Source organism: Pseudomonas sp. MWU13-3659, assembly GCF_023757525.1.
GTDB classification, from domain to species: domain Bacteria; phylum Pseudomonadota; class Gammaproteobacteria; order Pseudomonadales; family Pseudomonadaceae; genus Aquipseudomonas; species Aquipseudomonas entomophila_E.
The window spans coordinates 38,952-58,493 of the sequence record NZ_JAMSHW010000001.1 but is presented as its reverse complement, the minus strand read 5'-3'; the positions used below and the strand labels follow the sequence as shown (position 1 = coordinate 58,493).

General features: G+C 63.6%; 19 protein-coding genes. 12 read left to right on the top strand and 7 right to left on the bottom strand.

Features of this window, described 5'->3' with window-relative positions; translation table 11 throughout:
* Window positions 1-83: 83 nt before the first annotated feature.
* Window positions 84-1,304 carry an MFS transporter gene (locus NGM28_RS00270; protein ID WP_252088366.1) on the bottom strand — a complete coding sequence of 407 codons (1,221 nt, stop codon included), beginning with the start codon at window positions 1,302-1,304 and terminating at the stop codon, window positions 84-86.
* Window positions 1,305-1,648: 344 nt separating this feature from the next.
* Between NGM28_RS00270 and NGM28_RS00265 the strand changes: the two genes are divergently transcribed.
* Genes NGM28_RS00265 through NGM28_RS00255 form a run of 3 tightly spaced genes read left to right on the top strand, consistent with a single transcriptional unit; the run spans window position 1,649 to window position 4,247 of the window.
* Window positions 1,649-3,085, top strand: a complete 1,437-nt coding sequence (locus tag NGM28_RS00265) for a cytochrome ubiquinol oxidase subunit I (RefSeq protein ID WP_240064830.1) — start codon at window positions 1,649-1,651, stop codon at window positions 3,083-3,085.
* Window position 3,086: 1 nt separating this feature from the next.
* The gene (cydB, locus tag NGM28_RS00260) at window positions 3,087-4,094 is read left to right on the top strand and encodes a cytochrome d ubiquinol oxidase subunit II (protein ID WP_252088365.1); all 1,008 of its coding nucleotides are present in this window, start codon (window positions 3,087-3,089) and stop codon (window positions 4,092-4,094) included.
* Window positions 4,095-4,106: 12 nt separating this feature from the next.
* Window positions 4,107-4,247 (top strand): DUF2474 domain-containing protein, encoded by a 141-nt coding sequence (locus NGM28_RS00255; RefSeq protein WP_213658403.1) that lies wholly within the window; start codon window positions 4,107-4,109, stop codon window positions 4,245-4,247.
* A 131-nt stretch (window positions 4,248-4,378) separates the two neighbouring features.
* Here NGM28_RS00255 and NGM28_RS00250 read toward each other — a convergent pair whose 3' ends face one another.
* Together NGM28_RS00250 and NGM28_RS00245 are read right to left on the bottom strand one after the other, a co-directional pair.
* Complete coding sequence (locus NGM28_RS00250) at window positions 4,379-5,503, bottom strand: methyltransferase (protein ID WP_252088364.1); 1,125 nt, start codon at window positions 5,501-5,503, stop codon at window positions 4,379-4,381.
* Between the two features lie 96 nt (window positions 5,504-5,599).
* Window positions 5,600-6,304, bottom strand: a complete 705-nt coding sequence (locus NGM28_RS00245; RefSeq protein ID WP_252088363.1) for an autoinducer binding domain-containing protein — start codon at window positions 6,302-6,304, stop codon at window positions 5,600-5,602.
* Window positions 6,305-6,519: 215 nt separating this feature from the next.
* Between NGM28_RS00245 and NGM28_RS00240 the strand changes: the two genes are divergently transcribed.
* Entirely contained in the window at window positions 6,520-7,296 is a 777-nt protein-coding gene (locus tag NGM28_RS00240) for a ferredoxin--NADP reductase (protein ID WP_252088362.1), read from the top strand.
* Between the two features lie 126 nt (window positions 7,297-7,422).
* On the opposite strand, the gene mscL is transcribed toward NGM28_RS00240, so the two are convergent.
* Window positions 7,423-7,836: a large-conductance mechanosensitive channel protein MscL gene (mscL, locus tag NGM28_RS00235; RefSeq protein ID WP_011535791.1), complete on the bottom strand. Its 414-nt coding sequence runs from the start codon at window positions 7,834-7,836 to the stop codon at window positions 7,423-7,425.
* Window positions 7,837-8,013: 177 nt separating this feature from the next.
* Between mscL and radA the strand changes: the two genes are divergently transcribed.
* The gene (gene radA / locus NGM28_RS00230; RefSeq protein ID WP_252088361.1) at window positions 8,014-9,381 is read left to right on the top strand and encodes a DNA repair protein RadA; all 1,368 of its coding nucleotides are present in this window, start codon (window positions 8,014-8,016) and stop codon (window positions 9,379-9,381) included.
* Window positions 9,382-9,396: 15 nt separating this feature from the next.
* On the opposite strand, the gene NGM28_RS00225 is transcribed toward radA, so the two are convergent.
* A complete protein-coding gene (locus NGM28_RS00225) occupies window positions 9,397-9,669 on the bottom strand; it encodes an LLM class oxidoreductase (RefSeq protein WP_252088360.1) in 273 nt (90 codons plus the stop codon).
* Window positions 9,612-10,481: a CE1758 family FMN-dependent luciferase-like monooxygenase gene (locus tag NGM28_RS00220; protein ID WP_252088359.1), complete on the bottom strand. Its 870-nt coding sequence runs from the start codon at window positions 10,479-10,481 to the stop codon at window positions 9,612-9,614. Before NGM28_RS00220 ends, NGM28_RS00225 begins: the two co-directional genes overlap by 58 nt.
* 40 nt (window positions 10,482-10,521) lie before the next feature.
* On the opposite strand from NGM28_RS00220, the gene NGM28_RS00215 reads away from it, so the two are divergent.
* The 6 genes from NGM28_RS00215 (at window position 10,522) to NGM28_RS00190 (ending at window position 17,962) form a co-directional block, all read left to right on the top strand.
* Window positions 10,522-10,809: a tautomerase family protein gene (locus NGM28_RS00215; protein ID WP_353620506.1), complete on the top strand. Its 288-nt coding sequence runs from the start codon at window positions 10,522-10,524 to the stop codon at window positions 10,807-10,809.
* 360 nt (window positions 10,810-11,169) lie between these two features.
* The gene (locus NGM28_RS00210) at window positions 11,170-11,322 is read left to right on the top strand and encodes a hypothetical protein (RefSeq protein ID WP_240064821.1); all 153 of its coding nucleotides are present in this window, start codon (window positions 11,170-11,172) and stop codon (window positions 11,320-11,322) included.
* Between the two features lie 136 nt (window positions 11,323-11,458).
* Window positions 11,459-12,544 (top strand): efflux RND transporter periplasmic adaptor subunit, encoded by a 1,086-nt coding sequence (locus tag NGM28_RS00205; RefSeq protein ID WP_252088358.1) that lies wholly within the window; start codon window positions 11,459-11,461, stop codon window positions 12,542-12,544.
* 9 nt (window positions 12,545-12,553) lie between these two features.
* Entirely contained in the window at window positions 12,554-15,640 is a 3,087-nt protein-coding gene (locus tag NGM28_RS00200) for a MexW/MexI family multidrug efflux RND transporter permease subunit (RefSeq protein WP_252088357.1), read from the top strand.
* A gap of 4 nt (window positions 15,641-15,644) precedes the next feature.
* Window positions 15,645-17,081, top strand: a complete 1,437-nt coding sequence (locus NGM28_RS00195; RefSeq protein WP_252088356.1) for an efflux transporter outer membrane subunit — start codon at window positions 15,645-15,647, stop codon at window positions 17,079-17,081.
* Window positions 17,082-17,602: 521 nt separating this feature from the next.
* Window positions 17,603-17,962 (top strand): ArsR/SmtB family transcription factor, encoded by a 360-nt coding sequence (locus NGM28_RS00190; RefSeq protein ID WP_252088355.1) that lies wholly within the window; start codon window positions 17,603-17,605, stop codon window positions 17,960-17,962.
* A gap of 187 nt (window positions 17,963-18,149) precedes the next feature.
* On the opposite strand, the gene NGM28_RS00185 is transcribed toward NGM28_RS00190, so the two are convergent.
* The gene (locus NGM28_RS00185) at window positions 18,150-18,647 is read right to left on the bottom strand and encodes a flavin reductase (protein WP_240064816.1); all 498 of its coding nucleotides are present in this window, start codon (window positions 18,645-18,647) and stop codon (window positions 18,150-18,152) included.
* Between the two features lie 278 nt (window positions 18,648-18,925).
* On the opposite strand from NGM28_RS00185, the gene NGM28_RS28650 reads away from it, so the two are divergent.
* Window positions 18,926-19,537 carry a TetR/AcrR family transcriptional regulator gene (locus NGM28_RS28650; RefSeq protein WP_286088879.1) on the top strand — a complete coding sequence of 204 codons (612 nt, stop codon included), beginning with the start codon at window positions 18,926-18,928 and terminating at the stop codon, window positions 19,535-19,537.
* Window positions 19,538-19,542 lie beyond the last annotated feature (5 nt).

The window sequence follows — 19,542 nt, the reverse complement described above, 5'->3', positions numbered from 1 at the left end:
TGGATGGCGTCTTTGTGCCTGGTTCGCCGGCAAGCCGGCTCCTACGGGGCCTTGTAGGAGCCGGCTTGCCGGCGAAAGGGCCGTCAGCCGTTGTGCATACGGTCCCGGTGAGTCAGCGTCGGGAACAGTTTCATCCACACCCCGGTCACCACCAGGGTGCCCACGCCACCGAGCACCACCGCCGGCACTGTGCCAAACCAGTGCGCGGTAACGCCCGATTCGAACTCGCCGAGCTGATTCGAGGCACCGATGAACAACCCATTCACCGCGCTCACCCGGCCGCGCATCTCGTCCGGCGTCTCCAACTGCACGAAGGCGCTGCGGATGACCATGCTGATCATGTCCGCCGCGCCCAGCACCACCAGCACCGCCAGGGAGAACCAGAACGAGGTCGAGAGGCCGAAGGCGATGGTCGCCACGCCGAATACCCCCACCGCAGTGAACATGGTCAGCCCCACCTTGCGTTCCACCGGGAAGCGCGCCAGCCACAGCGACATCAGCAGCGCACCGACGGCGGGCGCTGAGCGCAGCAAGCCCAGGCCCCAGGCACCGGTGAGCAGGATGTCCTTGGCGAACACCGGCAATAGCGCGGTGGCGCCGCCCAGCAGCACGGCGAACAGGTCCAGCGAGATGGCGCCGAGGATGTCCGGGCGGCTGCGGATGAAGCGGATTCCGGCCAGCAGTGAGTCGAGGCTGGCACGGCCGCGTTGCGGGAGCTGCTGGCGGGCGTCCAGGTTCAGGGTGAGCAGGCAGGCGATGACATACAGGGCAACGGTCGGGCCGTACACCCAAGTGCTGCCCAAGGCATAGAGCAGCCCACCCACCGCCGGAGCGACGATGGTCGCCGCCTGTGACGCCGAGGCCGAGGCCGCCACCGCACGGGGGAACAACCCGGGCGGCACCACGTTGGGCAACAGGGCCTGGGTCGCCGGCATCTCGAACGACCGGGCGGCCCCCAGCAGGAAGGCCAGCACGAAGATCAACTCGCGGCTGACGTTGTCGGTAAAACTGCCCAGGGCCAGCGCCAGGGCGATCAGCGCCTGCAGGGTCTGGCACAGGGCGGCGACCTTGCGCCGGTCGTAGCGGTCGGCGACGTGGCCGGTGTGCAGCATGAACAGTACGCGAGGCGCGAATTCGACCAAGCCAACAAGGCCCAGGTCGAGGACGTTGCCGGTCAGTTGGTAGAGGTGCCAGCCGATGGCCACGGTGAGCATCTGGAAGCCACTGGCGGTGAACACGCGGGCCAGCCAGAAGGCGATGAAGGGGCGGTGATGGCGCAGCAATTGCGGGGCGGAATCGGACATCGGGGAGCCTGCGACCTCGGTGCTAGAGGGGGCTGAAGAGTAACATCTGTTTGTAACAAATGGTTGCTGAAAGCCGCGTGGATCAACTCCGCAGGCATCGCAAAAGAGGGTGAGACATCGGGTCACGCGGCAATCAACCACACATCCGGATAGGTCATTCAGGACTATGCTTCCATTCAGTCGTTGATCTGGATCAATCGTTCCAGAAGCAACGATTTGGCCTTCGGGCCGTAATCCCTGCGATCGAACAGAACAAAAAGAACAGGCCACACTCGACACCCCGTGGGGGCAGTGGGCGACAGGGCCATGGGCCCGGCCGCCGGATTATCTGAAGAGGAAGCACCATGTTCGGATTAGAAGCCCTAGAGCTCGCCCGAATCCAGTTTGCCTTTACCGTGTCCTTTCACATCCTGTTCCCAGCCATCACCATTGGCCTGGCGAGCTACCTGGCAGTCCTCGAAGGTCTTTGGCTGAAGACCGGCGACAACACCTACCGTGACCTTTACCACTTCTGGTCGAAGATCTTCGCCGTCAACTTCGGCATGGGCGTGGTCTCTGGCCTGGTCATGGCCTATCAGTTCGGTACGAACTGGAGCCAGTTCTCCGATTTCGCCGGCTCCATCACCGGCCCGTTGCTCACCTACGAGGTGCTGACCGCCTTCTTCCTGGAGGCCGGTTTCCTCGGTGTCATGCTGTTCGGCTGGAACCGTGTCGGCCGCGGCCTGCACTTCTTCGCCACCTGCATGGTGGCGCTCGGCACGCTGGTGTCGACGTTCTGGATCCTGGCCTCCAACAGCTGGATGCAGACCCCCCAGGGCTACGAGATCGTCAATGGCCAGGTGATTCCGGTGGACTGGTTCGCCGTGATCTTCAACCCGTCGTTCCCCTATCGCCTGATGCACATGGCCACCGCGGCCTTCGTCGCCACTGCGTTCTTCGTCGGTTCGTCGGCGGCCTGGCACCTGCTGCGTGGGCGTGATAACCCGGCGGTGCGCAAGATGCTGTCGATGGCCATGTGGATGGCGCTGATCGTCGCGCCGGTGCAGGCGGTGATCGGTGACTTCCATGGTCTCAACACCCTCAAGCACCAGCCGGTGAAGATCGCGGCCATCGAAGGCCACTGGGAGAACACGCCCGGCGAGCCGACCCCGCTGATCCTGTTCGGTATCCCCGACATGAAAGCCGAGACCACGCGCTTCAAGGTCGAGATCCCGGCGCTGGGCAGCCTGATCCTTACCCACAGCCTGGACAAGCAGGTTCCGGCGATGAAGGAATTCCCACCGCAGGACCGGCCCAACTCCACCATCGTGTTCTGGTCGTTCCGGATCATGGTCGGGCTGGGCATGCTGATGATCCTGGTCGGCCTGTGGAGCCTGTGGCTGCGCAAGCGTGGCACGCTGTACAGCTCGCGGCCGTTCCTCTACCTCACCCTGTGGATGGGGCCATCGGGGCTGATCGCCATCCTCGCCGGCTGGTTCACCACCGAGGTTGGTCGCCAGCCGTGGGTAGTCTATGGCCTGATGCGCACCGCCGATGGGGTGTCCAACCATAGCTATGCACAGCTGGGCTTCACCCTGGTGATGTTCGTGGTGGTCTACTTCGCCCTGTTCGGCACTGGTATCGGCTACATGATGCGCCTGGTGCGCAAAGGGCCGAAAACCGGCGAAGGCGAGGAGCACACCCCGGGTGGCCCTGGCCAGCAACGCACGCCGGCGCGGCCGCTGTCCGCCGCCGATGAAGGCCACGAGGCCGACTCCGCCAGCCTGAGCAAGGGGAACTGAGATGGGTATCGATCTTCCGCTGATCTGGGCCGTGATCATCATCTTCGGCGTCATGATGTACGTGGTGATGGATGGTTTCGACCTGGGGATCGGCATGCTCTTCCCCTTCGTGAAGGGCGAGCGTGACCGCGATGTAATGATGAACACCGTCGCCCCGGTATGGGACGGCAACGAAACCTGGCTGGTGCTGGGGGGCGCGGCGCTGTTCGGTGCCTTCCCGCTGGCCTATTCGGTGGTGCTCGAGGCGCTGTACCTGCCGTTGATCCTGATGCTGGTGGGCCTGATCTTCCGTGGCGTGGCCTTCGAGTTCCGCTTCAAGGCCAGAGCGAGCAAACGGCATATCTGGGACAAGGCGTTCATCTGGGGTTCGCTGGTGGCGACCTTCTTCCAGGGCGTGGCCCTGGGCGCCTTCATCGAAGGCTTCAAGGTGGTCGACCGCAAGTTCGCCGGCGGCACCCTGGACTGGCTGACCCCGTTCACGCTGTTCTGCGGCCTGGGCCTGATCGTGGCCTACACCTTGCTGGGTTGCACCTGGCTGATCATGAAGACCGAAGGGCCGCTGCAACAGAAAATGCATGACATGGCCCGGCCCCTGGCGCTGGTACTGCTGGCGGTGATCGGCATCGTCAGCCTGTGGACGCCGATCGCGTACCCGCAGATCGCCGAGCGCTGGTTCAGCATGCCCAACCTGGTCTGGTTCATGCCGGTGCCGATCCTGGTACTGGTGACCTTCTACGGCTTGCTGCGGGCGGTGGCGCGTAACGCGCACTACACGCCGTTCCTGCTGACCTTGGTGCTGATCTTCCTGGGCTACAGCGGGTTGGGCATCAGCCTGTGGCCGAACATCATCCCGCCGTCGATCAGCATCTGGGACGCTGCGGCGCCGCCGCAGAGCCAGGGCTTCATGCTGGTGGGCACGTTGTTCATCCTGCCGTTCATTCTGGGTTACACCTACTGGAGCTATTACGTGTTCCGCGGCAAGGTGACCCATGAAGATGGCTATCACTAGGAGCGCGTCGTGATGAACGTCGAAGAGAAAAAGCCGCTGTGGCAACGTGTGGGTTGGCTGGTGCTGATCTGGGCGCTGAGTGTCGCGGCGCTGGGAGTGGTGGCCTATGGCATGCGCATGTTCATGAGCGCGGCGGGGCTGAGTACCCACTGATCCGCGGAGCAGAACATCGTAGCGTTTGGCACCGGCGTTGCCGGTGTTCGCCAGCAAGGCTGGCTCCTACAGGTCTGGCGCGGTACCTGTAGGAGCGGGTTTGCCCGCGATGGGCCGCGAAGCGGCCCCCTTCATTTCCGGGCTTTCAGCACCACGAACTTTGGCGTCGCCGCCACCTGCTCGACACCTCGGAACAACCGCGCCAGCTTGCTGTGATAGCCCAGGTGGCGATTACCGACGATGTACAACGCCCCTCCCACCACCAGCGCCTCACGGGCCTGCTGGAACATCCGCCAGGCGAGGAAGTCGCCGACCACCTGTTGCTGGTGGAACGGCGGGTTGCACAGCACCACATCCAGAGACTGCTTTTCTTGCCCGGCCAAACCGTCGGCCGCGTGTATCTCGACTGCGCGTTCGCCCAGCGCCGCCTGCCAGTTGTCGCGGGCCGACTGCACCGCCATGTACGACTCGTCCACCAGTGTGTAGTGGGCATCGGGGTTGGCCAGGGCGCTGGCGATGGCCAGCACGCCGTTGCCGCAGCCCAGGTCCGCGACCCGCGCCTGGCCCAGGTTGCGCGGTAGGTGGGGCAGGAAGGCCCGGGTGCCAATGTCCAGCCCTTCGCGGCAGAACACGTTGGCATGGTTGACCAGCTCCAGGGCGGGGCTGTCCAGGCGGTAGCGGCTAGGGTAGGGGGAGTTCGCCAATGGGCGCTCGGCGACGGTGGCAGTGAGCAGGCGGGCCTTCTTTTGTGCCAGCGAAGCCTGGACCGGGCCGATGTACTTCTCCATCAGGTCGCCCGCGGCGCGTGGCAGGTGCTTGATCATGGCGCCGGCGATCACCTGGGCGCCCGGGGCCAACTGGCCCTGCAGGCGGATCAGTTGCTCCTCGAGCAGCGCCAGGGTCTTGGGCACACGCACCAGCACCCGGTCGAACGGGCCTTGCCAGGCTTGGTTGGCAGGCATGAACGGCACGCTGTCAAAGCCCTTGCCGTTCCGTGCCAGGTTCTTCTCCAGCGCCATGCGCGCCAGGTGCGAGTCGCCGCTGCTGATCACCTCCACCTGCCCGGCCAGGCTGGCCGCCAGGGCGCCGAAGCTGTCGTTGAGCACCAGCACCTTGCAGTTGGCGGCCGGCGCCTGGGCGGCCAGGTGTTCCAGCAGATACTGGTCGGCGGCGTCGAAGGCCAGCAGCGGGTCGTTGGCCTGTTCCGGCTGGCGGATCAGGTCGAGGTCGGCGAAGGGGCTGTTGAACAGGGGCATGACATGGGCTCAGCTGCGAATCTGCCTGGCGCGCTGTGCGGCAGGCTTGCGGTGGGCGATTCTACAGGGCTTTGCCCGACGTGGGGGGGCGGGCTGTCAGAGCAGGCCGCGCAGGGCTGCAATGGCGATGGCACCTGCCTTGTTGGCGGCGTTGGTCTTGCCGATCACGCTGCGGATATGGAAGTTCACCGTGCTGGTCGACAGCGACAGGATGGTCGCCACGTCCGACGCGGTCTTGCCGGCTGCGGACCACTTCAGCACTTCCAGTTCGCGCTCGCTCAAATGCGGTGTCGGGCTGAACTTCTCCAGGTGGTACTCGCTGAGTGCTGCGTGCAACGTGCTGCACAGCCACATCACCAGCGACCCCTTCTCATAGACTTCTTCCACGCCGACCGCACCACTGCCCCGGCACACGCTCAGCTGGCTTTCGTTATGCCGTTGATCGAACACCGACTGGGTCCAGCCGTGGGTAATACCATGTTGGGTTGCCGCTTCACGCAGGTGCGGCACTTCACGGAACAGTTCGTCGTTCCAGACCAACGGCTTGAGTGTCTTGTGGCACTTTGCCACTATCGGATCTATCGTGAAGAAGTTGCCCTGCTGGTAACGTGTGTTCCATTCGGGTGGGTAGTTGTTGTAGAGCACTACCTGTGGGCTATGGGCAGCGATATGCAGATGCAGCGTCAAACCCAGGTAATCCATGTCCAATGCCTGAGCCATGTCCGCTGCCTGATCGAACAGCTTCTTTGGGTCACGTTCCTCCAGCAGTAGCTGGATGGTTTCGCTCTTCCAGTAAGGCATCGGTGAAGCTCCGTTGATATGCAATGGATCCAATTGATGCGCCGCACGGATCGAAGTGTAGGAAATGTCCTCGTCCTGCGCTCGGTTTTTTTTGCTATAGCTGCGTCGCTTTCTTAGCAGTCTGTTGTAGTCCGTTGACGATACCCTACAAACCGACGGTGTTTATCCCGCTCGCATTGCGCGACACTGGGCGCAATTGTTCGATGGAGCCCGTCATGTCCGCCAGTGCCGACAAGTTCACCCGCCAGACCCTGCTCGATGTCCAGCCTCTGACCCCCAACCTGTTCAGCCTGCGGGTCAGCCGTGATACGGGGTTTCGCTTCCGCGCCGGGCAGTTTGCCCGCCTGGGGGTGACCAAGGCCGACGGCAGTGTGGCCTGGCGCGCCTATTCGATGGTCAGCGCACCCCATGACGAATTTCTCGACTTCTTCTCCATCGTGGTGCCCGGTGGCGAGTTCACCAGTGAGCTCAGCCGGCTGGCCGAGGGCGACAGCCTGCTGATCGATCGCCAAGCCTTCGGCTACCTGACACTTGATCGATTCGTCGGCGGTCGCGACCTGTGGCTTCTGGCCACCGGTACCGGCATTGCGCCGTTCATGTCGATCCTCCAGGGCTTCGAGGCCTGGGAGCGTTTCGACAACATCAAGCTGGTGTATTCGGTGCGCGAGGCAAAGGAGCTGGCTTATCTGAAAGAGATCGCCGGCCTGGAGCAACGTGACTATCTGGCCGAGTTCGCCGGCAAGCTGCAATTCATTCCGGTGGTGACCCGTGAGCAGCATCCGGGCGCGTTGAACGCGCGCATCACCACGCTGATCGAGAATGGCGAGCTGGAGAAAGCGGCGGGGCTGGCGCTCTCGCCGGAGCATTCACGGATCATGCTCTGCGGCAACCCGGACATGATCGACGAGACGCGCAAGGTGCTGAAGGCCCGCGACCTGCAACTGAGCCTGAGCAAGCGCCCTGGCCAGGTGGCGGTGGAAAACTACTGGTAAAGCGCGGTATCTACCTGTAGGAGCCAGCCTTGCTGGCGAACCGGGCAGGGCACACCTTTGAATGCGTGGCGCGCTTGTTTGCCAGCAAGGCTGGCTCCTACAGATACAGGGATAGCGCTTTTTCGGTCAGGGCTGACGGTTCTGCGCCTTGAGCAGGTCGCGAATCTCGGTCAGCAGCGTCTCTTCGGCGCTGGGCACTGGCGGTGCGGTCGGGGCCACGGCTTCTTCGCGCTTGAGGCGGTTGATCACCTTCACGCCCATGAAAATGGCGAAGGCGACGATGATGAAGTCGAGGATGGTCTGGATGAACTTGCCATAGGCCAGCACCACGGCCGGCACATCGCCTTCGGCGGCCTTGAGCGTGATGGCCAGGTCGCTGAAGTCCACGCCGCCGATCAGCAGGCCGATGGGGGGCATGATCACGTCACCGACGAAGGACGACACGATCTTGCCGAAGGCCGCGCCGATGATGATACCCACCGCCATGTCGACGACATTTCCCTTGACCGCGAAGGCCTTGAATTCACTGAGCATGCCCATGCTGTATTCCTTTGTTACGAATGGAGAGGTAAACGCAGTGTAAGCCACTAAAACGCTTCATGCGTGAGGTTCGCAGCTAATGACTGTGCTTAGCGCGAATAGTTTTGTCGTCCTTCGCGGCCTCCGGGACACGTCCGTGTTCGGCTATCATGGCGGTTTTTCCAGGAGACCCCGCCCATGGCCAAGGCCAAGCGCTTGTATGGCTGCACCGAGTGCGGCGCAACCTTCCCCAAATGGGCCGGGCAATGCGGCGACTGCGGCGCCTGGAACACCCTGGTCGAGACCATGATCGAGAGCGGCGGTGCCGCCGCTCCGAGCGGCCGTGCCGGCTGGACCGGGCAGCAGGCGCAGATCAAGACCTTGGCCGAGGTCAGCGTCGAGGAGATCCCGCGCTTCACCACCAGCAGCACCGAGCTCGACCGGGTGCTGGGGGGCGGCCTGGTGGACGGCTCCGTGGTACTGATCGGCGGCGACCCCGGCATCGGCAAGTCGACCATCCTCCTGCAGACCTTGTGCAACATCGCCGTGCAGATGCCCGCGCTGTACGTCACCGGCGAGGAGTCGCAGCAGCAGGTGGCCATGCGCTCACGGCGCCTGGGCCTGCCCCAGGATCAGCTCAAGGTGATGACCGAAACCTGCATCGAAACCATCATCGCGACTGCCCGTGTGGAGAAGCCGCGCGTGATGGTGATCGACTCGATCCAGACCATCTTCACCGAGCAGTTGCAGTCGGCTCCCGGTGGCGTGGCCCAGGTGCGCGAGAGCACGGCGCTGCTGGTGCGTTATGCCAAGCAGAGCGGCACGGCAATCTTCCTGGTCGGCCATGTCACCAAGGAGGGTTCGCTGGCCGGGCCACGGGTGCTGGAGCACATGGTCGACACCGTGCTGTATTTCGAAGGTGAGTCCGATGGCCGCCTGCGCCTGCTGCGGGCGGTGAAGAACCGCTTCGGCGCGGTCAACGAACTGGGCGTGTTCGGCATGACCGATCGGGGCCTGAAAGAGGTTTCCAACCCGTCGGCGATCTTCCTCAACCGCACCCAGGAAGAAGTGCCCGGCAGCGTGGTCATGGCCACCTGGGAGGGGACCCGCCCGATGCTGGTGGAAGTCCAGGCGCTGGTCGACGACAGCCACCTGGCCAACCCGCGACGGGTCACGCTAGGCCTGGATCAGAATCGCCTGGCCATGCTGCTGGCAGTGCTGCATCGGCATGGCGGCATCCCAACCCACGACCAGGATGTATTCCTCAATGTGGTCGGCGGGGTCAAGGTGCTCGAGACCGCTTCCGACCTGGCACTGTTGGCGGCGGTGATGTCGAGCTTGCGAAATCGCCCGCTGGCCCACGGCCTGCTGGTGTTCGGCGAGATCGGCCTGTCGGGCGAAGTGCGGCCAGTTCCCAGTGGCCAGGAGCGCTTGAAGGAGGCGGCCAAGCACGGCTTCAAGCGCGCCATCGTGCCCAAGGGCAACGCACCGAAAGAACCACCGGCGGGCCTGCAGGTGATCGCCGTAACCCGCCTTGAACAGGCACTGGATGCCTTGTTCGAGTAAGTTGCCCAGGCCTGATCACTCCGCGCGTTGTTCACGGTGCGCCAGGCGCCTGGCATGGGTCGGTGGCTCGGCGGCGCCGGGGTTGCGGCCCTTGGCGGTCTCCCGGCGCAGCACCGGCAGGATTTCGCTGCCGAACAGCTCCAGCATGTCCAGCACCTCCGGCAAGGGAATGCCGGCATGGTCGAACAGGAACAACTGGCGCTGGTAGTCACCGAACTGCTCGCGGAAGGTCAGGGTCTTGTCGATGATTTCCTGGGGGCTGCCGACCGACAGCGGTGTCTCGCGCATGAACGCTTCCAGCGAAGGGCCATGGCCATACCCGGCGCATTGTCGAAGAACGGGCGGAAACGCTCGCGGGCGACCTGGGACTGGCGGTTGACGTAGATATGCCCGCCCAGCCCGACCATAGCCTGTTGCGGGGTGCCGTGGCCGTAGTGGGCGAAACGCGAGCGGTAAAACGCCACCATGCGCTGGAAGTGCCCCTTGGGCCAGAGAATATGGCTGGCGAAGAAACCATCGCCATGGCGCGCCGCCTGCTCGGCGATTTCCGGGGTGCGGATCGAGCCATGCCAGACGAAGGGCGGCAGGTTGTCCAGCGGCCGGGGAATCGAGGTGAAGCGGTGCAGCGGGGTGCGGAAGCGGCCTTCCCAGTTGATGTTCTCTTCGCGCCACAGGCGGTGCAGCAGGTCGTAGTTGTCCAGCGCCAGCGGCAGGCCCTGCATGATGTCCTTGCCGAACCAGGGGTAGACCGGCGCGGTGTTGCCGCGCCCGAGCATCAGGTCCATGCGCCCGCCCGACAGGTGCTGCAGCATCGCGTATTCCTCGGCCAGGCGCACCGGGTCGTTGGTGGTGATCAGCGTGGTCGAGGTGGAGAGGATCAGGCGTGAGGTCTGCGCGGCGATGAACGCCAGCAGGGTGGTGGGCGACGAGGTCACGAAGGGTGGGTTGTGGTGCTCGCCGGTGGCGAACACGTCCAGGCCGACCTCTTCGGCCTTGAGGGCGATGCGCACCATCGCCGACAGGCGCTCGGCCTCGCTGGGGATACGGCCTGTGGTCGGGTCTCGGGTGACGTCGCCGACGCTGTAGATTCCGAATTGCATCCTTGCCTCCTGAAGTGTGACGAGCGTTTAAATTGTACGCATGTACGCGAACTGTTCAACTCCTTTTCCCCGGCGTATGATCGTCCCGTCACCGGCGTGCCGCCGGCGACACCCACGGATCCCCATGCAAAGGAAAAGCGACATGCCAGAAGTGATCGTCTATGCAACCGCCGGCCGTTCCGACCAGCAGAAGAAAAAGCTGCTGCGCTCGGTGACCGAGGCGGTGGCCAACAGTTTCGAGGTCGCCCGCGAACATGTGGTGGTGCAGATCGTCGAGGCCCCGCCTGGCGACAAGGCCAAGGGCGGCATCCCCTTCGACGAACGCTGAAACCTCCCCTGGGCACGACGCCGGTCGCCGTGCCATTTTTCCGGGCTCCTCACAGATATCCCGCAGATCGCTGCTGTTGCATGATGTTTGCCGCTGTTCGCGCGTGATTTCCCGCTCTTGGAGTTTCCAGGCACGCTTTACAGAAAGATTGTACGAGGAACTTGCAACAGTACGACTGTATGCGTACATTGGCCTCGTTCGAAGTCGACACGGACCCCAGGACTCATCCTGCGCAGCAAGGAGCTGAACATGAAGACATTGATCCAGTGGCGTGACCTACTTGCCGAGGCAGAAGCGTGGATGGCCCGTATCGAGGCGGTCAGGCCGCTGGTCCTGCGGTACCGGCAGCAACCATTTTGAATGCAGCAACGTCTTTGTGCCGGCGTACTACTGCGTCGACCCCGAATAGCTGAAGAAGGCCCCGGCTCCAAGCACTTCGTGCTGTCGCCGCTGAACCTGTTCGGCCTGGGCACGCTGTACCTGGGTAAGGCGCAGACCAGCAAAACCTATTGATCCGGCGGTCATCGCCAGTCACCGACATCAAGCCGATGCACCCGGTCAACCCGACCGGGCCAGCAGCGTGCAGGTTGGAGTTTTCTAAATGTTGAATTTCCAGACGGTTGCCGATCCAGGCGACAGGGGGTAAGTCATGCGGGCGAAACACTATCTAGGGAAGGTAACGGCGTCGGTGGTCACGCTCGCGGTACTGGGGGGCTTGTCGCTGCATTATGTGGCTCATGGAGAAGAGCCGGCGCCTACCCCCGTTCTGGTACCTGCGGCCCTGGCCAAGGTCAAGCAGGTGCCATACACCTATTACCAGGTTGCCATCGGCCAGATCGAGGCTCGCCAGCAGGTACTGCTGTCGGCCGAAGTCAGCGGCCAGGTGGTGGCCCTGGCCTTCGACTCGGGCGACCAGGTCAAGGCCGGCAACGTGGTGGTCAGGCTCAACACTTCGCCACAAGAGGGCGAGCTGACTCGCCTGCGCGGTGAGTTCGAAGCCGCCAAGACCCACTACGGGCGCTTGCAGGCCCTGGCGCGCAACGGCGCCGAGAGCCAGCGCGCACTGGACAGCGCGCGGGCGCAGTTCGACGCGGCCAAGGGCAACCTCGAGAACATCCAGGCGCAGATTGCGCAGAAGACCATCCGTGCGCCGTTTTCCGGCGAGCTGGGCATTCGCCAGGTTCACCTGGGGGACTACGTGCAGGCCGGTCGGCCACTGGCCACGCTCACCGACCTCAATGGCCTGCGGGTCAACTTCACCGTCTCCGAGCGCGACAGCGCCAACATCGTCAAGGGCCAGGCCGTGGAGTTGGCTGTCGATGCGTGGAGCGGCATGAAGTTCGAAGGCACGGTCAGCGCCATCGACCCACAGGTGAACAACTCCCATGTGATCAAGGTCCAGGCGCTGCTCCAGGAGCACCAGGGCAAGCTGCGCCCGGGCATGTACGCCAAGGTCAAGGTGCAACTGCCGGGCAAGGATGAGCTGGTGGTGCCGGAAACCACGATCACCTACAACGCCTATGGCGAAAGTGTGTTCGTCACCTACGAAGAGAACGGCCAGAAGAAGGTCCGCCGGCAGAACATCAGCATCGGCGAGCGTCGCGATGGCCTGGCGGTGGTCGCCAAAGGCCTGCAAGCAGGCGACGAAGTGGTGACCTCCGGGCAGATCAAGCTGCAGGACGGCGTCGCCATCGAGCCTGTGGCCGACACCGTGCGGCTCAACGTCCAGCGCTGAGGAACGATCATGTATTTCACCGATATTTTCCTGCGCCGGCCCGTGCTGGCGCTGGTGGTCAGCACGCTGATCCTGCTGTTCGGGATCATGGCGTTCACCAAGCTGCCGGTGCGCCAGTACCCGATGCTGGAAACCTCGACCATCACCATCACCACCCAGTACCCGGGTGCCTCCTCCGAACTGATGCAGGGCTTCGTGACCCAGCCGATCAGCCAGGCTGTGGCCTCGGTCGAGGGCATCGACTACCTGTCGTCCAGCTCGACCCAGGGCAAGAGCCTGGTCACCGTGCGTATGCAGCTCAACAGCAACTCGATCAACGCCCTCACCGAGGTGATGGCCAAGGTCAACCAGATCCGCTACAAGCTGCCTGCCGAAGCCTATGACCCGGTGATCGAGCGCACTTCCGGCGGCTTCACCAGTGTCGCCTACGTGGCGTTCTCCAGTGAGCAGCTGTCGATGCCGGAAGTGGCCGACTACATCTCGCGGGTGGTCGAACCGATGTTCTCGGGCATCGATGGCGTGGCCAAGATCAATGTGCTGGGCGGCCAGACCCTGTCCATGCGCCTGTGGCTGGACCCGGACCTGCTGGCCGGCTACGGCATCACCGGCCAGGACGTGGCCGACGCGATCAAGGAGAACAACTTCCAGGCCGCGCCCGGCCAGGTCAAGGGCCTGTACGTGGTCAGCAACCTGCGCATCAACACCGACCTGAGCAGCGTCGAAGACTTCAAGGACATGGTCCTGCGCAACGATAACGGCAATATCATCCGCGTGCGCGATGTCGGCACCGTCGAGCTCAACGCCGCCTCGTTCGACACCAGCGGCGCGATGAGCGCGGTCCCGGCGATGTTCCTCGGCCTCGACGCCGCGCCCACCGGCAACCCGCTGACCATCGTCAACGCGGTCAAGGCGCTGATCCCGGAAATCGAGAAGACCCTGCCGCCAGGCGTGAAGGTGCAGATCCCGTTCGAGGTGGCGCACTTCATCCAGTCGTCCATCGACGAGGTGACCCACACCCTGATCGAGGCGCTGGTGATCGTGGTCCTGGTGATCTACCTGTGCCTGGGTACCTTCCGCACCGTGCTGATCCCGCTGGTGACCATCCCGCTGTCGATGCTCGGTGCCGCAGTGCTGATGCAGATGTTCGGCTTCAGCCTGAACCTGCTGACACTGCTGGCGATGGTGCTGGCGATCGGCCTGGTGGTGGATGACGCGATCGTCGTGGTGGAGAACGTCCACCGCCATATCGAGGATGGCAAGACGCCGTTCGAAGCCGCTTTGCTCGGTGCCCGCGAAGTGGCCGGGCCGGTGGTGGCGATGACCTTCACCCTGGCGGCGGTGTACGCGCCGATCGGCCTGATGGGCGGCCTGACCGGCACCCTGTTCAAGGAGTTCGCGCTGACCCTGGCCGGCTCGGTGGTGGTGTCCGGCATCGTCGCCCTGACCCTGTCGCCGATCATGAGCACCCGCTTGCTCGACGCCAAATCGAGCGAAGGCTACATGGCGCACAAGGCCGAGGCCTTCTTCAACTGGCTGGCCGAGCGCTATGGCAAGTTGCTGGGCGTGTCGCTGTCCAAACGCTGGATCAGCCTGGCCATCGCCCTGGTGATCTTCTTCAGCCTGCCGGTGCTGTACAAGTCGGCGCAGAGCGAGCTGGCGCCACTGGAGGACCAGAACATCCTGCTCACCGCGATCAAGGCACCGCAGCACGCCAACATCAACTACGTCGAGGCGTTCTCGGAAAAGCTCCACGAAGTGTTCAAGGCGTTCCCTGAAGGCTACAGCGACTGGGTGGCCAACGGCACCGACGGCCTGTCGAACAGTGTCGGCGGCATCAACCTCGTGGACTGGGACAAGCGCGAACGCAGCGCCAACCAGATCCAGCCCCTGCTGCAGCAACGCGTCAGCCAGATCGAAGGCACCAGCATCTTCGTCTTCCAGATGCCGCCACTGCCGGGCTCCACGGGTGGCCTGCCGGTGCAGATGGTGGTGCGCAGCGACCAGGACTACCAATCGCTGTTCGAGGTGATGGACAAGCTCAAGGCCAGCGCCCGCAGCAGCGGCCTGTTCGCCGTGGTCGACAGCGACCTGGATTTCAACAACCCGGTGGTCGAGGTGCAGGTCGACAGGGCCAAGGCCAACGCCATGGGCATCCGCATGAGCGACATCGGCAAGACCCTCAACAGCCTGGTCGGCGAGAAGTACGTCAACCGCTTCGCCTACCACGGCCGCTCCTACGACGTGATTCCGCAGTCGGTGCCGCAGGACCGCCTGACCCCCGAGGCGCTGAACCGCTACTACGTCAAGGACCAGCACGGCAACCTGGTGCCGCTGTCGACTCTGGCCACCATCAAGGTCGAGGTCGAGCCGAACCTGCGCCCGCAGTTCAACCAGCAGAACGCCGCGACGTTCCAGGCCATCCCCCTGCCGGGCGTGACCCTGGGCGATGCCGTGGCCTTCCTCAGCGAACAGGCCAAGCAGTTCCCGGCCGGCTACACCTACGACTGGCAGTCGGACACCCGCCAGTTCGTGCAGGAGGGCAACACCCTGGTGCTGACCTTCGCCTTCGCCCTGGTGATCATCTACCTGGTGCTGGCGGTGCAGTACGAGAGCTTCATCGACCCGTTCATCATCCTGATCAGCGTGCCGCTGTCGATCTGCGGGGCACTGCTGCCGCTGGCGCTGGGCTACACCTCGCTGAACATCTACACGCAGATCGGCCTGATCACGTTGATTGGCTTGATCAGCAAGCACGGCATCCTGATGGTGGCGTTCGCCAACGAACTGCAGATGCACCACGGCATGGGCAAGCTGCAAGCAATCCGCCACGCCGCCGAAGTGCGCCTGCGGCCGATCCTGATGACCACCGCGGCAATGGTCGTGGGCCTGGCGCCGCTGATCTTCGCCACCGGTGCCGGGGCCAACAGCCGCTTCGGCCTGGGCCTGGTGATCGTCGTCGGGATGCTGATCGGCACCTTGTTCACCCTGTTCATCCTGCCGGCGGTCTACAGCCTGCTCAGCACCGCCAGGCAGCCCAAGGCAATGCCTGCCGCCAGCACTGAAGGCCAGGCCATCGACGCGCCGGCACGGGGATGATCGCATGTTGAAAATCACACGTTCATGGCCGCTGTCGCTGGCGGCCCTGGTGGCCCTGAGCGGTTGCGTCAATCACGCCGGCATCGACCACCGTCAAACCCTGTTGACCCCCGAAGGCGCGCCTTCGAGCACCCTGGTCGAAGCCCGCCTGCCGGCTGCGCCCTGGCCGCAAGCGCAGTGGTGGCAGCGCTACGGCGACGCCCAGCTGGACGGGTTGGTGGCCAAGGCCTGGCAGTACAACCCCGGGTTGCAGGAAGTACGGGCGCGGGCCGACAAGGCCAACGCCTACCAGGAATACTACGGCGCCGACCGCGCGCCGCAGGTGGACGCCTTCGGCGACGTGAAGCGTTCACGGCTGTCGCGCAGCGAGGACTACGCCGGGCAGGGCGATCGCTATGTCACCGTGCGCAGCCTGGGTGTCACCTTCGATTACGACCTGGACCTGTGGGGTGGCAAGCGCAGTGCCTGGGAGGCCTCGGTCAGCCAGGCGCGGGCGGCGGAGGTCGAGTTGCAGTCGGCGCGCCTGCTGCTGGCGGCCAACGTGGTCAAGGCCTACAACCAGCTGACCTACGCCTGGGATGTGGTCGATCTCAGCGAGCGCGACCTCAAGCGCTTGCGCAACTTGCAGAGCCTGACCGGCGATCGCTATCACAACGGCCTGGACAACAAGTCCCAGCTGCAGCGGGTCGATGGCTTGGTGGCACGTGCCGAGGCCAGCCTGCTGGGTGCCAGGAGCGATGTGCAGGTCGCTCGTTTGCAGCTCTCGGCGTTGCTGGGTGCGGGGGTTGATGGCGCCCATGACATCACCCGGCCCAAGCCGCTCAAGAGCGACGAAGCCGCCTTGCCGGAAAACCTGCCCGCCGAGCTACTCGGGCGTCGCCCCGACATCGTCGCGGCGCGCTGGCGGGTCGAGGCGCAGACCCAGACGGTCGCTTCGGTGAAGACCCGCTTCTACCCCAACATCAACCTGCGTGCGGGGGGCGGCATCCATGCCATGTCCGGTGACAGTTTCAACGACAGCGTCAGCCGTTTCTGGAACATCGCGCCAACCGTGACCCTGCCTTTGTTCGATGCCGGGCGTTTGCGCTCCGAGCTCAAGCAGGGCAACGCCGACCTTGACCTGGCGATCGCCGCTTACAACTCGACCTTGAACACGGCACTGCACCAGGTGGCAACGTCGGTGACCGAGTTGCAGGCGGTGAACCGGCAGATCGGCCTGCAACGCACCGCGCGCGACACGGCGCAGTCGTCCTACGACCTGGCTGTGGAGCGCTTCGAGGTCGGGGAGAACAGCTTCCTCGATTCGCTGAACATCGAAGAGCAGTTGATCGAGGATGAAATGCGCCTGACGTTGCTCAGCAGCAAGCAGATCGACTCGGCGGTGAGCCTGGTCACAGCGTTGGGTGGCGGTTACCAGCCTGAGCCAAGCGCTGTTCGTTGAGTGCACGTGCAGCCGACGCTGGGGGGCACCTGGCGCCGGCTTTCAAGTGTTCGCCTGGAGAGTTGCAGCGCCTACGAGATCGAGCGCCGCGCCGGCGGCGCTCGATCTCAAGAGCGCTACAACTCTTCAGGCAAAAACCACGCGCTTTACACCTTGAAACACACCCTTTCTTAATTCCGCCACCTTGCACAACATCTTGTTTTACAAGGCTAAATGGGTTGCACCTTGATGCTTTCGGGTAGCACATGGACCGAGATTGACTCGCGAGCGGTTGTGACAATGGTGTATAGTCCTACACTGTTCGTACTAACAAACAGTCGTGATTCCAGAGGCAGGCAGCCATCGACTGAAGGCCTTAGGTAGTTGGGAGCATGCTGCCCCCACGGGGTATTGCCCGGATCGGACTCGACTTCCCAGCAGCGCGACATGGAATCGCGCCTGATCAAAGCGGGGAAGCCACGACGGTACCGCGCAAGCGATCCGTAACGTGGTGATCCTTGTAAGGCTATTGAGGTTATTGCATGTACACTGCCAACCACCCCAGCATCGAGCAGATCCGCCTGGAAAACGTCCTGACAGCACTTGGCAACCCGTTGCGCCTGACCGTGCTGAAGGTCCTCGCCGATGGCCAGGAGCACCCTTGCGGGCGCATCCTCAAAGGTGCCTCCAAATCGACCATGACCCACCACTGGCGCGTGCTGCGCGACAGCGGCGTGATCTGGCAACGCCCTTATGGCCGTGAGAACCTGCTGTCGATCCGCCGGGATGACCTGGAAGCCCGCTTCCCTGGCCTGCTCAGCTCCCTGCTCGACGCGGTCGACAAAGACCCGCACATTTCGCAGGTCATCCGCGACAACGAAGCCCGTCTGGAAGAAGGCTGATCCGCCTTCCCCCGCGAGCGCTCCCCAGGCACATGTTGCCAGTTTCAGCGGCGCGCCCCTCTCCTGCAGCACAGTCCAGAAGCGCTCGACAAAGCATTCGGCGATCAGCAGTGGCTGGCCGTCGACTTTCAAGGCCACTTCACGTATCCAGGCGAGGTTGTCAGTGGCGCGTGTTCTCCGGAAGCCTTCAGGCGGCGGACTGATCGGGCGCGGCGACACGGTGGTAGGTACGGTCGAAGTAAATCAGCCCCTCCGGGTGCTGGGCACTGTCGATGTTCAGCACCTGGCAATAGAAGATGCTGTGGCTGCCGACGGTGTGGATTTCGCTGATCCGGCAGTCGAAGCAGACCAGCGCCTCGTCCATGGTCGGTGCGCCGCTGTGGCCGGTAGACCAGGGGGTCGCCTGGAAGCGTTGCTCCATGTCCAGGTGCTTGTTGGCGAAGATGCCCGACAAATGCTGGTGGTCACCGCGCAGCACATTCACGCAGAGCACGCCGTTCTCTTCGAAACTGCTGCGCTGGCGCGACTGGTTGTTCATGCACACCAGCAGGGTGGGCGGGGTGTCGGTGACGCTGCACACGGCGGATGCGGTGAAACCATGGCGACCGCTGGGGCCGTCGGTGCTGATGATCGAAACGGCGCCGCCGAGCCGGGCCATGGCATTTCTGTAAGTTGCAACATCCATTGCTGAAACGCTCCTTGAGTGACTGACCTTCGCTGAAAAAGCTTTGGCGATCATGCATGTACGCCATGACTTATTGTTTGTAAGCCAGGGTTGACCTACCCCGCTGGCGGCCGCATATCATTCGCACACCACAGATTGTACGTATACATTAGTACAATACAATGCGTTTTTGTAACGCCATTCACGTATTGCCGCTGCGCGGCCTGGGCGGCGCAGCGGGATCCGGGTTGTGATTGCCCAGGTTGCGATTCACCCGTTGTTAGAAGGGAGAAGTAGATATGAGTGGTCGTGGAAGACCCCGGGAGTTCGATCGTCACGAGGCGCTGGTCAAGGCCATGCTGCTGTTTTGGGACAAAGGCTACGATGGCACGTCGTTGAACGAGCTGCTAGGGGCGATGAACATCAAGTCGCCCAGCCTCTATGCCGCATTCGGCTCGAAGGAAGACCTGTTCCTCGAAGCGCTCGAGCTTTACTGGTCGACGGTCGGCGAGGAAATCTGGAGTGAGCTGTACAAGTACGAGCGGGCGCAGGATTCGATCCAGGCCGTCCTGCTGGCAACCGCCAGGATCCTCACCCGAGAGGACCGTCCCCATGGTTGTTTCGTCACCCAGACCGACCTCAACTCCCCCTTGCCCAACCTCAGGGTCGGGCTCAAGGTACTGCGCTGCAAACCCTTCGAGATGTTGAGGAACCGCTTGCGACTCGGGCAGGCCAGCCGCGAGATCGGCGAGCATGTCGACTGTGAGAGCCTGGCCAACTACTTCGGCGTGGTCCAACGCGGCATGGCGATGGTGGCACGCGATGGTTCGCCACGCGATGCGCTGGAAAAAGTGGCAGACCATGCCATGGGCAATTGGGACAGTTTCGTCCTGGATCGTCTCGCGCACTGATCCCC

Coding starts and splice junctions, on each gene's coding strand:
- cydB (WP_252088365.1), top strand. CDS start 3,087: ATGGGTATCGATCTTCCGCTGATCTGGGCCGTGATCATCATCTTCGGC.
- radA (WP_252088361.1), top strand. CDS start 8,014: ATGGCCAAGGCCAAGCGCTTGTATGGCTGCACCGAGTGCGGCGCAACC.
- NGM28_RS28650 (WP_286088879.1), top strand. CDS start 18,926: ATGAGTGGTCGTGGAAGACCCCGGGAGTTCGATCGTCACGAGGCGCTG.
- NGM28_RS00190 (WP_252088355.1), top strand. CDS start 17,603: ATGTACACTGCCAACCACCCCAGCATCGAGCAGATCCGCCTGGAAAAC.
- NGM28_RS00210 (WP_240064821.1), top strand. CDS start 11,170: ATGCAGCAACGTCTTTGTGCCGGCGTACTACTGCGTCGACCCCGAATA.
- NGM28_RS00200 (WP_252088357.1), top strand. CDS start 12,554: ATGTATTTCACCGATATTTTCCTGCGCCGGCCCGTGCTGGCGCTGGTG.
- NGM28_RS00225 (WP_252088360.1), bottom strand. CDS start 9,669: ATGCGCGAGACACCGCTGTCGGTCGGCAGCCCCCAGGAAATCATCGAC.
- NGM28_RS00195 (WP_252088356.1), top strand. CDS start 15,645: ATGTTGAAAATCACACGTTCATGGCCGCTGTCGCTGGCGGCCCTGGTG.
- NGM28_RS00185 (WP_240064816.1), bottom strand. CDS start 18,647: ATGGATGTTGCAACTTACAGAAATGCCATGGCCCGGCTCGGCGGCGCC.
- NGM28_RS00240 (WP_252088362.1), top strand. CDS start 6,520: ATGTCCGCCAGTGCCGACAAGTTCACCCGCCAGACCCTGCTCGATGTC.
- NGM28_RS00215 (WP_353620506.1), top strand. CDS start 10,522: ATGTACGCGAACTGTTCAACTCCTTTTCCCCGGCGTATGATCGTCCCG.
- NGM28_RS00205 (WP_252088358.1), top strand. CDS start 11,459: ATGCGGGCGAAACACTATCTAGGGAAGGTAACGGCGTCGGTGGTCACG.
- NGM28_RS00265 (WP_240064830.1), top strand. CDS start 1,649: ATGTTCGGATTAGAAGCCCTAGAGCTCGCCCGAATCCAGTTTGCCTTT.
- NGM28_RS00245 (WP_252088363.1), bottom strand. CDS start 6,304: ATGCCTTACTGGAAGAGCGAAACCATCCAGCTACTGCTGGAGGAACGT.
- NGM28_RS00255 (WP_213658403.1), top strand. CDS start 4,107: ATGAACGTCGAAGAGAAAAAGCCGCTGTGGCAACGTGTGGGTTGGCTG.
- NGM28_RS00250 (WP_252088364.1), bottom strand. CDS start 5,503: ATGCCCCTGTTCAACAGCCCCTTCGCCGACCTCGACCTGATCCGCCAG.
- NGM28_RS00220 (WP_252088359.1), bottom strand. CDS start 10,481: ATGCAATTCGGAATCTACAGCGTCGGCGACGTCACCCGAGACCCGACC.
- mscL (WP_011535791.1), bottom strand. CDS start 7,836: ATGGGCATGCTCAGTGAATTCAAGGCCTTCGCGGTCAAGGGAAATGTC.
- NGM28_RS00270 (WP_252088366.1), bottom strand. CDS start 1,304: ATGTCCGATTCCGCCCCGCAATTGCTGCGCCATCACCGCCCCTTCATC.